The organism is Agromyces cucurbitae (assembly GCF_058349945.1).
Genome location: NZ_JBYRES010000001.1, coordinates 1052371 through 1064984, shown reverse-complemented (window position 1 = coordinate 1064984; position 12614 = coordinate 1052371). Strand labels below are relative to the sequence as shown.

Below are 12614 nucleotides of genomic sequence, written 5' to 3'. Positions count from 1 at the left end.
CGGTTCCGGATGCCTCGTGGCGAGGCATCCGCTCGTCTGTGAACCCATGCTGCGCCCGACGCAACCGGCCGAACCGACGAATCGGGGGGTGAACTTCGGCGGTATTTCTGCGCGGCGGAAGAAGCCGGATCGGAGGCGAACGCTCGCGGGTGCGCAGCAGGACGTGATACCTTGCAGTTCTAGGTACCTCTCAGTTCTAGGTACCCGGCAGCTCAAGGTATGGAGGAACCCCCATGCGCATCGGCAAAGACCTCGTCGCCGCCGCCGCGACCCCGGTCGTGCTCGGCATCCTGGCCGAGGGCGAGTCGTACGGCTACGCGATCCTGCAGCGCATCACCGCGCTCTCGGGCGGCGAGCTCGAATGGAGCGACGGCATGCTCTACCCCCTGCTGCACCGGCTCGAACGGCAGGGCCACGTGCACTCCGAGTGGCGCCAGGCCGACTCGGGCCGGCCCCGCAAGCACTACCGGCTGAGCGAGCAGGGCGCGGCGGCGCTCGCGGAGCAGCGCCGGCAGTGGTCGGTCGTCGGCGACGTGCTCAGCAAGGTCTGGCCCGACGACGGCGGCCCCCGCCTGCGCCTGGCCCTCGGGGAGGTCTGACATGCCGATCGACGCCCCCGCCGACATGCCCGCCGACCTCGACGCCCTCGTCGCCTCGTGGCGCCGCTGGATGGCGCGGCACGATGCCGTGAGCGCGGCCGACCTCGACGAGCTCGAGAGCCACCTCTACGACACCGTCGAACACTTCGTCGCCGCCGGACTCACTCCCGACGAGGCGTTCCTCGTCGCGGTGAAGCGCCTCGGCGGGGCCGACGACCTCTCGCGCGAGTACGCCCGCGAGCACTCCGAACGGCTGTGGAAGCAGCTGGTCCTCTCCGACGACGCAGCCGAGCGTCCCGGCACCGCCGGGGGCGCCGTGGGCGAGCGGGATGCCTCGGGCCGACCGCTCCCCTTCCTCCGGCGGGCGAACGGGCTGGCCGTCGCGCTGCTGCTCGGCGCCGGCGCCGGACTCGCCGTGAAGGCGGTCGAGCTCGCGACCGGCGACCCCTCCGTCGTCGCGCTCAACGCGGCCGTCATCGTGCTGCCGTTCCTCGCGCTGTGGTTCGCGTGGCGGCGGCGCCCCTCGATCGCCGCGCTCGCGATCGTCGCCGTCGCGTTCGTCGGCACTGGGCTCGCACTGAACCTGTACCCGTTCGGCACGGCGCCCGGCGAAACGGGCGAGGCCGAGGTCGCCGGTCTCACCGCGGCGACCGAGATCATCGCCATGCTCGGCTCGGTCGTCGTGCTCTGGCTCGCGGTCGGCGTCGCGTACACCGGCGGCGACTGGCGCAACGAGCGCGCGCGCATGGACTACGTGCGGTTCAGCGGCGAGTGGTTCGTCTACTACCTGCTCATCGCGCTCGGCGGCGGAGCCCTCTCGGCGCTCACCGTCGCGGTGTTCGCCTCGATCGGCGTCGACGTGATGCAGTTCGTCGGCGAGTGGGTGCTGCCGCTCGGCGCGGCGGGCGCCGTGCTCGTCGCCGCCTGGCTCGTCGGTGCGAAGCAGCGCGTCATCGAGAACATCGCCCCGGTGCTCACGAAGGTCTTCACGCCGCTGTTCACGCTCATGATGCTCGCCCTCGTGGTCGCCGCGCTGCTGCAGTGGAACCTCGTCGACGTGAGCCGCGACCTGCTCATCGCGTTCGACGCCGTGCTCGTCGTGGTCGTCGCGCTGCTCGTCTACTCGATCTCGGCGCGCGACCCGCTGCTGCCGCCCGGCTGGTTCGATCGGCTGCAGGCGCTCATGCTCGCGACGGCGCTCGTGCTCGATGCGATCGTGCTCGTGGCGATGCTCGCGCGCACGGGCGAGTTCGGCTTCAGCGCCAACAAGACGGCCTCGCTCGGCCTCAACCTCATCCTGCTCGTGAACCTCGCCTGGTCGCTGCGGCTGCAGCTCGGGTTCCTGCGCCGGCGCACGGGCTTCGCGGCGCTCGAGCGCTGGCAGACCGCGATGCTGCCGGTCTACTTCGCGTGGGCGGCGATCCTCGTCGTCGTCTTCCCGCCGCTGTTCGGGTTCGCCTGAGCATCTGGGCGGACGAGCGCCTGAGCGCGCGAGCGCCTGAGCGCGCGAGCGCCCGAGCGCGCGAGCGCCCGAGCACGGGAGCGCCTCCGGTGGCCGTCCGGCCGACCGACTGGTCGGCCGGACGAACTGTCGTGCCCACGGGCCCGACCCGATGGTTCGTCCGATTCTTCCCGTACGTTTTGCCCCGGCTGCGACGCGATGGCTTGAATGGGCCGAGCGCGACGTCGCGCAGAACGTGGAGGTCTCATCGGTGAGTACGGCGACAGCGCCAGGCGGCGCAACGGGATCGGTCGAGATCGACCGGGTCACGAAGCGATACGGCGACCAGACGGCGGTCGACGCCCTCAGCCTCACGATCGAGCCGGGCGAGTTCATCTCGCTGCTCGGCCCCTCGGGCTGCGGCAAGACGACGACCCTGCGCATGATCGCGGGCTTCGAGCAGCCCGACGGCGGCGACATCCGCATCTCGGGCGCCTCGGTGCTCGGGCGCCCGCCGTACAAGCGCGACGTCAACACGGTGTTCCAGGCCTACGCCCTGTTCCCGCACATGTCGGTCGCCGAGAACGTGGCCTACGGCCTGCAGCAGAAGCGCACGCCGAAGGCCGAGATCCGCGAGCGCGTCGCCGACGCCCTCGACCTCGCCCAGATGCGCTCGTTCGCCGACCGCAAGCCGACGCAGCTCTCGGGCGGCCAGCAGCAGCGCGTCGCCCTCGCGCGCGCCCTCGTCAACCGCCCCTCGGTGCTGCTGCTCGACGAGCCGCTCGGCGCGCTCGACCGCCAGCTGCGCGAGGAGATGCAGGTCGAGCTCAAGCTCCTGCAGTCGCAGCTCGGCATCACCTTCGTCTTCGTGACGCACGACCAGGGCGAGGCGCTCTCGATGAGCGACCGCATCGCGATCATGCGCAAGGGCCGCATCGAGCAGCTCGCCGACCCCGACTCGATCTACGCCAAGCCCGCGTCGGCGTACGTGGCCGGCTTCGTCGGCCAGCAGAACTTCTTCCGCGGCGAGGTCGCCGGGCACGGCCAGGCCGTCGAGGCGCCCGAGGCGATCGTCGCCGCCGCCGGTGCCGTCGACGACGGACTGCGGGCCGGCGCCGCCGGCGTCGCCGCGGTGCGCCCCGAGTTCGTGCGGCTCGCGAAGGCGGATGCCTCGGCCAACGGCGACCGTCGGGTCAACGCCGTGCACGGCACGCTGCTCGGCGTCTCGCACCTCGGCGAGACGATGCAGTACCTCGTGCAGCTCGCCGACGACCGCACGCTCATCGCCCGTCGCCCCACCCCCGACGCTCCCGCCGTCGCGATCGGCGACCGCGTCGCCTGCGAGTGGGAGGCGGCGCACGTGCTGCTCTACCCCGACGACGCCGAGGCCGGCGTGATCTCGCTCGACGACCCGGTGCCGACCGCCGCGTTCTCGGCCGAGGCCGTGAAGTGACGGGCCCCGACGGCGGCCTGCGCATCCTCGCGCACCGCTCGGCCGCCCGCACGATCGGACGCGAGATCTCGCGTCGCCGCTTCTTGAGCTTCGCGGCGGCCGCGAGCTCGGTCGGGCTGCTCGCCGCGTGCGCACCGACCGCGGCCGCGACCTCGAAGGCACCGCAGGCGACGGGCGGCCCGCTCGAGCAGAAGCTCTCGATCTTCACGTGGGGCGACTACGACGCCCCCGAGGTGCTCGAGGAGTTCACGGCGACGATCGGGCCGAAGATCACCGTCTCGTCGTTCAGCTCGAACGAGGAGATGGTCGCGAAGCTCGTCGGCGCGCGCGGCACCTCGGGCTACGACATCGTCGTTCCCACGGGTCCGTTCGTGCAGCCGATGGCCGACCACGGGCTGCTCGAGCCGCTCAACCACGACCTCATCCCGAACCTGAAGCACATGGACCCCGAGTTCCTCGGCCGCACGTTCGACCCCGACAACGAGTACTCGATCTGCAAGGCGTGGGGCACGACCGGGTTCGTGTACGACACCGAGGTGATCCAGCGCGAGCTGACCGACTGGAACGACTTCATCGACGCCGCCAAGAACGAGGCGAGCGGCAGGACGAGCATGCTCGACGACCCGGCCGAGCTCACGGGCCTCTACTTCTGGGCGAACGGCATCGACTGGAACACGACGGACCCCGACGACCTCGATGCGGCCGAGCAGTTCCTCGTGAACGAGCTCGCCCCGCACATCTCGGCGTTCGACTCGAACCCCGGCTCGGGCGCGATCCCGCAGGGCACCCAGGCGCTCATCCAGGCGTTCAACGGCGACGCCCGGCTCGGCATCCTCGAGACCACGAGCCGCCCGGAGCGGTGGAAGTGGGTGCTCGGCTCCCCCGCGACCGAGCTCTGGATGGACAACTGGGCGATCCCCGCGGGCGCCCCGTCACCCGAGGCGGCGCACGCATTCATCAACTGGGTGCTCGAGCCCGAGAACGCGCTCGCCGAGGTCGACTACATCGGGTACCACACGGGCGAGGCCGACATCAGGTCGGCCGCCGAGGAGGCGGGCGTCGAGATGCTCGACCTCATCTTCTTCGAACCCGACCAGCTCGCGACGATGCACGAGGGCGAACTCACCTCCGCGCAGGAGCGCATCGTGCAGATCGCGACGAAGGTGAAGGCGGCCGCCGGTGCGTAAACACTCTGGAATCCTGCTCGCGCTGCCCGCGTGGCTGTGGCTCGTCTGCTTCTTCGTCGTGCCGGTCGCGATCGTCATCGTGTTCAGCTTCGGCGAGAAGCCCGACATCTTCTCGACGCACTCGCTCGAGCACCTCTCGTTCGACCGGTACGCCGAGGTGTTCACGCCCGCGTTCTTCACGACGTTCCTCAACACGCTGTGGATCGGCCTCGCCGGCACCGCGATCTGCCTCGTCATCGGCATGCCCGTGGCGTACTGGATGGCGGTCAAGGTGCGGCCGGAGCGCCGCGGCCTGCTCGTGGCGCTCGTCATGGTGCCGTTCTGGACCAACTTCCTCGTCCGCACGATCGGCTGGCAGATCCTGCTCGCGCCCGAGGGCTGGCTCTCGACGCTCGCGCAGGGCATCGGCCTGCCGGCATTCGAGATCCTGAACACCCGGCAGGCGGTGCTGCTCGGCGTCGTGTACAACTACCTGCCGCTCATGATCCTGCCGCTGTTCGTCGCGTTCGACCGGGTGAGCGGGCCGCTGCGCGAGGCCTCGGCCGACCTCGGCGCCCCGAAGTGGACGACCTTCTTCCGCATCACCCTGCCGCTTGCGCAGCCGGGCATCATCGCCGGCGTGCTGCTCGTCTACATCCCGCTCATGGGCGACTACATCACGGCGACCGTGCTCGGCGGCGCCAAGGGCAACATGGTCGGCCAGCTCGTCGCCGGCCAGTTCCAGACGGCGCTGAACTGGTCGCTCGGCTCGGCGATGGCGGTCGTGCTGATCGGCATCATCCTCGTGTCGGTCGCGCTCGGCGCCGGCATCGTCTGGCTCGTGACCCTGCCCGCCCGCAACCGGAACCGGCTCGTGCTCGGCCCGGTCGAGCCCGTCGGCGCCCGCGCCGTGAACGCCCCCGCCGTCGTGGAAGGAGCCGGCGCATGAGCCGCCCGTCGACCCGCAGCCTCTCCGATCGCGCCTTCGGCGTGTGGGGCGTCCTCGTGCTGATCTTCCTCTTCCTCCCGATCGCGGTCGTGATCGCCTCGTCGTTCAACGTCGGGCGGCTCCTCGTCAGCTGGGACCACTTCGGCTTCGACTCGTTCCTGGCGCTGTTCCTGAAGCCCGCCGTGCGCGACGCGGTGCTCGTGTCGGTGTGGACGGGGCTCATCGCCGCACTCGTCGCGACCCTGCTGGGCGCCCTCGCGGGCCTCGCGATGGCGCGGCATCCCGGTCGCTGGCAGGTGTGGTTGCTGGGCCTGCTGCTGCTCGTCTCGGTGACGCCCGAGATCGTCGACGCGGTCTCGCTGCTGCCGTGGATGGTGACGCTCGGCCAGGACGCGGGCATCGTGATCTTCAACGACGGCATCGTGCGGCTCGTGATCGGCCATTCGCTGTTCTCGGTGGCGGTCGTGGCGTATCTCGTGCGGGCGCGCCTCGTCGGCCTCGACGCGAAGCTCGAGGAGGCCTCGGCCGACCTGTACGCGACGCCCGTGACGACGTTCCGCCGGGTGACCCTGCCGCTCGCGATGCCCGCGGTGCTCGCCGGCTTCCTGCTGTCGTTCACGCTCAGCCTCGACAACACCGTCATCGCGGCGTTCGTGAGCGTGTCGGGCTCGACGCCGTGGCCGGTCTACGTGCTGAGCGCGCTGCGCAGCGGACTGCGACCCGAGATCGCCGCGGTCTCGACGATCATGCTCGTGCTCACGCTCGCGGCGCTCGCGCTCGTCGGCTACGTGCTGAAGCGCGCGGGCGACTCGGCGGCCGACATCGCGCGCACCATGAGCGGCGGCTGACCGTCAGGCGAACCGGATGCCTCGGGCTCGCGCAGCGGCATCCGTTCACCCGCACTTCCCGAGACGCAGAAGCGGGGCGCACCGAGAGGTGCGCCCCGCTTCTCGTACGACTCGGTCGCGTTACGCGCTGCGATCACCCGCCCGCCGATGGCTCGCCGGGCCGCACGAGTCCCGACTCGTAGGCGGCGACCACGGCCTGCACCCGGTCGCGCACGCCGAGCTTCACGAACAGTCGGGTGATGTGCGCCTTCACGGTCGCCTCGCTGAGGAAGAGCTCGCCGCCGATCTCGGCGTTCGACAGGCCGCGAGCGAGCAGAGCCCACACCTCGCGCTCGCGCGGGGTGAGATCGCCCGACGCCGTCGACCGCGCGTCGGGCGGCGGTGCGGCGAGGTAGCGCTCGATGAGCCGCCGGGTGAGCGACGGTGCCAGCAGCGCCTCGCCCCGGGCGATCGTTCGCACGGCCTCGACGAGCCGCTCGGGTGGCGCGTCCTTCAGCAGGAATCCCGAGGCGCCCGCCTGCAGCGCGCGATAGACGTACTCGTCGAGATCGAAGGTCGTGAGCACGAGCACCCGGGGTGCCCCCGGCGCCTCGGCGATGCGGCGGGTGGCCTCGATGCCGTCGAGACCCGGCATCCGGATGTCCATGAGCACGACATCGGGTCGAAGCCGGCGCACGAGCTCCACCGCCTCGATGCCGTCGCCCGCCTCGCCGACGACCTCGAGGTCGGCCGCCTCGAGCAGGCCCACGATGCCCGAGCGCACGAGCGCGTGGTCGTCGACGACGAGGAGTCGCGGGGCGCTCACGTTCACGCGCCCAACGGGAGGTTGCCGAGGGGCAGGCTCGCCGCGACGCGCCATCCCGAGCCGTCGGGCCCCGCCTCGAGGGCGCCGCCGTATACGCGAACCCGCTCCCCCATGCCCGGGAGCCCCCGACCGCTCCCCCGGTCGCCCGGCCGACTGCTCGTCGGCGCCCCGTTCACGATCTCCACGACGACGGCGTGCGCATCGCGCGACACGCGGACGTCCACGGGTGCCCCTGCGGCGTGCGTGCGAACATTCGTCAGCGACTCCTGGACGATGCGATGCACCGCGAGCGCGTGGCCGTCGGGGATGTCACACGCCGCCTCGTCGACCTCGAGCCGGCACTCGTGACCGGCGGCGCGCGTCTCGACGACGAGGTCTGCGAGACCCGAGAGCCCCGGTTGGGGCGAGTAGACCGCACCGTCCTCGCGCAGTACGCCGAGCAGGTGCCGCATCTCGTCGAGTGCCGACTTCGCGGTTCCGCGGGTCAGCGCGAGATGGCGCCGTGCACGGTCGAGGTCCTTGTCGAGGAACTGCTCCGCCGCCCCCGCCTGCAGCGCGACGATCGAGAGCGCATGCGCGACGATGTCGTGGAGTTCTCGGGCGATCCGCACCCGTTCAGCGGCGACCGCGTCGGCGGCGAGCCGATCGGAGCTGTCGCGGGTCCGCTGCACCGTGAGCGCGCGATGGCGCACCACGCGACCCGCGGTCCACGTCGCGCCGACGAAGAACACGAGGAAGACGGTGCCGGCGGTCTCGATGCCCGGTGAGCCGAAGTAGCCGAGCACGTGCGCCGTGAGCATCGCGGCGATCGGCACGACGCCGAGGAGAGCAGCTCGCCACAACGCCGCGATGCGTTCGGCGACCGTGAACGTGGCCACGAGCAGGCTCGGAAAGGGATTGAACGTCGCGTCGGGTCCGCTCGTCGCGGCGTGCAGCACGAGCGCACCGGCGACGGCGAGCATCACGAGCGCCGGGAACCGGCGGCGCACGACGAGCGGCACGGAGACGGCGAGCGCGAACCCGAGCTGGGCGATCACGTTCGTCGAGGGCACGAGCAGTGCCTCCAGCATCGCCCAGAGTGCGATGCCGCCGGCGATCGCGAGGTCGAGCGGCGACGTCCACGCGCGCCAGCCGCGGGCGTCGGCGCGTGCCGCGGCACCCGGCACCGCGCGGCCGCCGCGCGAGGTCGCGTTCGAGGAGGGCCGGGCGGTCACGCTCCCGATGCTAGGGGGCCGACGCCCATCGCCGACAGCGACGAAGGTCGACATTCGACGCGACCGGAGTCCCGGCCGAACGGCCCGAGGGTCGCGCCGCCCGTCGACCCGTGCACGATGTCCGCCCCGGCCGCCCGTCCATACCGTCGAAGAGCCGGCCGACCGCGCCGGCCTCGAACTCGAACGAAGGGCCGACCATGGCACCCCTCACCGAATCCGGATCCGCGCCAGAACAGCATCTGCGGCACTCGCCGCAGGCCATTGCCCGCGCCCGGTCCGCAACCGCCGTGTTCCCGCGACCGGGCCGCGTCGGCCACCGCCTCGCGGGCGCTGCGGCGCTCACCGCGGGCGGGCTCTCGATCGTGATCGGGGTCCTGCAGTTCTTGTTCCCGCAGGACGAGGACCCGGCGATCGACCCGCGCACCCGGTTCATCCTCGCGATGTTCACGGTCAGCCTCTGGGCGCTCGCCGTGCTCTTCCTGGGCCTGGCCCGGTACGCCCGATCGAGTTGGGGCGCGATCGTGGCCGCCTGCGGCACGGTCCTGCTCACGGTCGGCACGATCACGAGCGCCGTGAACGGCATCGACCTCGAGTTCTTCCCGATCGTGGCGATGGCCGCGAACGCGCTGTGGCTCGTGGGTTCGATCGCCCTGTGCGTCTCGCTCGTGCGCGCCCGCCGAGTCGGCCTCTGGCTCGCGCTCGCCCTGCCCTTCGTGCAGGTGCCGCTGCTCTTCTTCTCGCAGATCGGCGGCGGCACGGTCGCGGGCGCCTACCTCGTCGCGGTCGGATCGGCGCTCCTCACCGGACGCATCCAGCAGCGCGCGCGCCGCCTCGACGCCGCGGCGGGACCTGCCGGCGTCTGAGTCGTCGGCTCGGGTGCAGAACCCGGGCCCGACGCGATCGGAGACGACGAAGCGGGGACTCACCACCGGTGAGCCCCCGCTTTTCGGACGACGTCGTCGCGTTACGCGCAGACCGTCGTGAGCTCGGTGATGCTCGTGGTCAGCGCCTCGATGTGGTCGCTCATGGCCGAGATGTCGGCGTTCGCCGGGTCGGCGAGCATGCCGTCGACGTACTCGACGTACTCGTTCATGGCGGTCGCGGCACCGTCGACGGCGGGCTTGACGTCGGCGTTGCCGACCTGCGCGGCGGCGTCGCTGACCTTCTCCTGGGCGCCCTTGAACGCCTCGAGGGCTGCGGCCGGGTCGCTCGTGTCGACCGACGAGAGCGACTCGAGCTCGGAGAGCGTGCCCTTGACGATCTCGCAGGCCTCCTCCTTGCTCTGGTCGGCCGGCGCAGCGGCGGCCTCGCCCTTCGACTCGGACTTGACGTCGTCGGCGGCGCCCGAGCCGCCGGCGGCGCAGCCCGTGAAGAGCAGAGCGAGCAGCGCGAACGAGGCAGCGGCGAGCGGACGTGATGCAGTCATCTGTGATTTCCCCTGATTTTCGGTACCGAGTCGTTCCCGGTCCCCCGCACCATCCAAGCAGGCGGGTCCGACACCACGAAATGGGGACGGGTACCCATTCCCTCGATCGGCCCCGCACGCCCCGATCCGATCTGCGCAGCCCGCCCTCGCCCCACCCCGCCTTCGTGGTCGAGTGGGCAGATATCGCCCCAAATCGCGCACGACATGGGCGATACCTGCCCACTCGATGGAACTGCGCAGCTCAGGGATAGCGCGTCGCCAGGGCGTTGCCCACCTCGGCGAGTCGCTCGCGCAGGCTCGAGGGCTCGAGTACCTCGCACTCGCTCGCCCAGCCGGCGAGGCGGCGCACGAGCACGTTCTCGCTCGGCGCCGTGACGCGCAGCCGCATCCGGTCGTCGCCGTCATCGGGTTGCGCTTCGGCCGGCTCGGCGCCGAGCCAGCCGCGGAACTCCTCGGCGACGTCGGCGTCGACGAGCACGACGGCCTCGGCTCGGCTGCGCGCGCTCCGCGCGGCCTGCCGAAGCTCGGCCCACGCCGCGTCGAGGTCGAAGCCGGTGGGCGGGTCGAACGTCTCGTCGAGGGCTTCGACATCGGCCATGCGGTCGACGCGGTAGCTGCGCCGCGACGCCGGCCCCGCGGCATCCGCCGCCGGTTCGCCGATGAGGTACCAGGTGCCGCGGGTGTCGATGAGCCCGAGCGGTCGTACCCGACGCGCCGCCGGTTCGCCGCCCCACCTCGTGTAGGCGAACCCGACGACCCGCCGCTCGAGCACGGCCGACTGCAGCACCGCGACCGCCGCCGGCGGACGGTTCGCGGGCGCGTCCCAACCGCCCGAGTCGACGATGATCGACTCGGCTGCCGCCTCGGCCTCGGCACGGAACGTCGCCGGCAGGGCGCGCAGCACCTTGCGGAGCGCCGACCGCGCGGCCTCGTTCTCGCCCGCCCGCGGCCCGAACAGCAGGAACAGCGCGCGTGCCTCGGCGGCGGTGAACCCGCTGAGGTCGGTGCGCCCCTCGCCGAGCAGCTGCCAACCGCCGCCCCGGCCGGGCTGCGGATAGACGGGGATGCCGGCAGCCGAGAGCGCCTCGAGGTCGCGGCGAGCCGTCGCGACCGAGATCTCGAGCTCCTCGGCGAGCTGTCGCGCGGTCACCCGACCGCGCGCCTGCATGACGAGGAGGGTGGCGACGAGCCGATCTGCACGCATGTTCCGATTCTCGTCGCAAAAGTAGTCAGACGGTGAGCACTTCTGCGTTCGATCATGGATTCACCAGGGCGACGACGGGTCGCCGGAGACACGAGGAGAAGCACATGCTGCGAGGCATCGCCACCGTCAACCAGTACGTCGACGACCCCGCCGAGGCCGCGGCCTGGTACACCCGGGTGCTCGGCATCGAGCCCTACTTCGAGCGTCGTGGCCCCGACGGCCGCGCCGCCTACGTCGAGTTCCGCATCGGCGATCACCAGCAGGAGCTCGGCTTCATCGACCGCCGATTCGCGCCCGCAGCCCTCGCCACAGGTGCCGGCGGCGCGATCATGCACTGGCACGTCGACGATCTCGAGCAGGCCGTGGCACGGCTCACCGAGCTCGGCGCGACGCCGCTCCTGCCGTTCACCGAACACGGCCCGGGCTTCGTGACCGCGTCGTTCGTCGATCCGTTCGGCAACGTGCTCGGCGTCATGACGAACGTGCACTACCTCGAGATGCTCGACGCCGGGGCGCCCGCCCTCGCGACGGACTCCTGAGTCCCGCTCCGGCCGCGACCGCGGCGCACGGGCCGCCCGGGTCGCCGACCCGGACGGCCCGTTCGTCAGGCGGCGGATGCCTCGTCGCCGACGATCTCCGCGATCACGCTCGTGTGCTCGGGCACCCAACCGAGAGCACGCGCCTTCGCCCCGAAGGCGCGCTGGTCGAGCAGCAGCGCGTCGGCGAACACCGCCCCGAGCCGCTCTCGCGAGCGCTCGGCCCCCTCGGCCACGACGCCGGTCGTATCACCGCGCCCCACGACCGCCTCGGCGAGCGCGCGCACGGTCGTGGGCGCACCGTCCGAGCCGATGACCCGCCCGAGTCCCGACTCGTGCTCGACCGCGATCCGGTAGAGACGGGCGAGGTCGTCGACGTGCACCCACGTCCAGTGCTGGTCGCCGTCGCCGATGAGTTCGAGGCGGCCCGCGGCGTCGCGCGGGGCATCCACGACGAGCCCGGCGAGCCCGCGCTCACGTCCGTAGACGACGCCCGGCACGACGACGGTCACCGAGTCGGATGCCGCGAGCAGGCGCTCCTCGATCGGCACGCGCCACGCGACGAGCGCGGGCGGGTTCGGGGCGGCGTCGTCCACGAGGTCGTCGCCGTCGCCGTAGGCCCAGATGCCGCCCGTGTGCACGTAGCGGCGCCCGGTGCCCGCGAACGCGTCGAGCACCGCCTCGACGATCGCGGTGTCGAACGCGGCCGCGTCGGCCGCGGACGCAGCGGTGTGGATCGCCGCGTCGACGCCCTCGAGGTGCGGCGCCAGCCACGAGGCATCCGTCAGCTCGCCCACCACTGCGCTCGCGCCGCGTCGACGCACCTCGTCGGCCGCCCGCTCGCTGCGAACCGCCGCGATGACGTCGTGCCCTGCGCCGACGAGCTCCTCGAGCACCGCCGATCCGATGTATCCGGTCGCCCCGGTCAGTAGAATCCTCATGCCCGAGACGCTACGGACGCGTCGCCGGTTAC

The 12614-nt window shown here is 71.9% G+C and carries 13 protein-coding genes; 8 read left to right on the top strand and 5 right to left on the bottom strand.

Going from position 1 to position 12614, the window contains the following annotated elements; translation table 11 throughout:
* The first annotated feature begins 233 nt into the window (after positions 1-233).
* From AC3RJ6_RS04970 to AC3RJ6_RS04945, 6 genes are all read left to right on the top strand, one after another.
* The gene (locus AC3RJ6_RS04970) at positions 234-599 is read left to right on the top strand and encodes a PadR family transcriptional regulator (protein WP_491425772.1); all 366 of its coding nucleotides are present in this window, start codon (positions 234-236) and stop codon (positions 597-599) included.
* A 1-nt stretch (position 600) separates the two neighbouring features.
* On the top strand, positions 601-2061 hold the full coding sequence (locus tag AC3RJ6_RS04965; protein WP_491425771.1) for a permease prefix domain 1-containing protein: 1461 nt from the start codon (positions 601-603) through the stop codon (positions 2059-2061).
* Positions 2062-2311: 250 nt separating this feature from the next.
* The gene (locus AC3RJ6_RS04960) at positions 2312-3493 is read left to right on the top strand and encodes an ABC transporter ATP-binding protein (protein ID WP_491425769.1); all 1182 of its coding nucleotides are present in this window, start codon (positions 2312-2314) and stop codon (positions 3491-3493) included.
* A complete protein-coding gene (locus AC3RJ6_RS04955; RefSeq protein ID WP_491425768.1) occupies positions 3490-4680 on the top strand; it encodes a polyamine ABC transporter substrate-binding protein in 1191 nt (396 codons plus the stop codon). The genes AC3RJ6_RS04960 and AC3RJ6_RS04955 overlap by 4 nt, the downstream gene beginning before the upstream one ends.
* Entirely contained in the window at positions 4673-5608 is a 936-nt protein-coding gene (locus AC3RJ6_RS04950; RefSeq protein WP_491425767.1) for an ABC transporter permease, read from the top strand. Before AC3RJ6_RS04955 ends, AC3RJ6_RS04950 begins: the two co-directional genes overlap by 8 nt.
* Positions 5605-6456: an ABC transporter permease gene (locus tag AC3RJ6_RS04945; RefSeq protein WP_491425766.1), complete on the top strand. Its 852-nt coding sequence runs from the start codon at positions 5605-5607 to the stop codon at positions 6454-6456. Before AC3RJ6_RS04950 ends, AC3RJ6_RS04945 begins: the two co-directional genes overlap by 4 nt.
* Before the next feature lie 133 nt (positions 6457-6589).
* Here AC3RJ6_RS04945 and AC3RJ6_RS04940 read toward each other — a convergent pair whose 3' ends face one another.
* Both AC3RJ6_RS04940 and AC3RJ6_RS04935 read right to left on the bottom strand, forming a co-directional pair.
* Positions 6590-7261, bottom strand: a complete 672-nt coding sequence (locus tag AC3RJ6_RS04940) for a response regulator (protein ID WP_491425764.1) — start codon at positions 7259-7261, stop codon at positions 6590-6592.
* A 2-nt stretch (positions 7262-7263) separates the two neighbouring features.
* Complete coding sequence (locus AC3RJ6_RS04935; protein ID WP_491425763.1) at positions 7264-8475, bottom strand: sensor histidine kinase; 1212 nt, start codon at positions 8473-8475, stop codon at positions 7264-7266.
* Positions 8476-8762: 287 nt separating this feature from the next.
* On the opposite strand from AC3RJ6_RS04935, the gene AC3RJ6_RS04930 reads away from it, so the two are divergent.
* A complete protein-coding gene (locus tag AC3RJ6_RS04930; protein ID WP_491425762.1) occupies positions 8763-9338 on the top strand; it encodes a hypothetical protein in 576 nt (191 codons plus the stop codon).
* A 101-nt stretch (positions 9339-9439) separates the two neighbouring features.
* Here AC3RJ6_RS04930 and AC3RJ6_RS04925 read toward each other — a convergent pair whose 3' ends face one another.
* Complete coding sequence (locus AC3RJ6_RS04925; protein WP_491425761.1) at positions 9440-9901, bottom strand: hypothetical protein; 462 nt, start codon at positions 9899-9901, stop codon at positions 9440-9442.
* Between the two features lie 241 nt (positions 9902-10142).
* Positions 10143-11105, bottom strand: a complete 963-nt coding sequence (locus tag AC3RJ6_RS04920) for a helix-turn-helix transcriptional regulator (RefSeq protein ID WP_491425760.1) — start codon at positions 11103-11105, stop codon at positions 10143-10145.
* Between the two features lie 104 nt (positions 11106-11209).
* Between AC3RJ6_RS04920 and AC3RJ6_RS04915 the strand changes: the two genes are divergently transcribed.
* Positions 11210-11644 carry a VOC family protein gene (locus tag AC3RJ6_RS04915; protein ID WP_491425758.1) on the top strand — a complete coding sequence of 145 codons (435 nt, stop codon included), beginning with the start codon at positions 11210-11212 and terminating at the stop codon, positions 11642-11644.
* Between the two features lie 65 nt (positions 11645-11709).
* On the opposite strand, the gene AC3RJ6_RS04910 is transcribed toward AC3RJ6_RS04915, so the two are convergent.
* A complete protein-coding gene (locus tag AC3RJ6_RS04910) occupies positions 11710-12582 on the bottom strand; it encodes an NAD-dependent epimerase/dehydratase family protein (RefSeq protein ID WP_491425757.1) in 873 nt (290 codons plus the stop codon).
* Positions 12583-12614: the final 32 nt, after the last annotated feature.

Excerpts from the sequence above, each read along its gene's own strand:
- AC3RJ6_RS04910 (WP_491425757.1), bottom strand. The coding sequence starts at position 12,582 with ATGAGGATTCTACTGACCGGGGCGACCGGATACATCGGATCGGCGGTG.
- AC3RJ6_RS04925 (WP_491425761.1), bottom strand. The coding sequence starts at position 9,901 with ATGACTGCATCACGTCCGCTCGCCGCTGCCTCGTTCGCGCTGCTCGCT.
- AC3RJ6_RS04965 (WP_491425771.1), top strand. The coding sequence starts at position 601 with ATGCCGATCGACGCCCCCGCCGACATGCCCGCCGACCTCGACGCCCTC.
- AC3RJ6_RS04915 (WP_491425758.1), top strand. The coding sequence starts at position 11,210 with ATGCTGCGAGGCATCGCCACCGTCAACCAGTACGTCGACGACCCCGCC.
- AC3RJ6_RS04920 (WP_491425760.1), bottom strand. The coding sequence starts at position 11,105 with ATGCGTGCAGATCGGCTCGTCGCCACCCTCCTCGTCATGCAGGCGCGC.
- AC3RJ6_RS04945 (WP_491425766.1), top strand. The coding sequence starts at position 5,605 with ATGAGCCGCCCGTCGACCCGCAGCCTCTCCGATCGCGCCTTCGGCGTG.
- AC3RJ6_RS04970 (WP_491425772.1), top strand. The coding sequence starts at position 234 with ATGCGCATCGGCAAAGACCTCGTCGCCGCCGCCGCGACCCCGGTCGTG.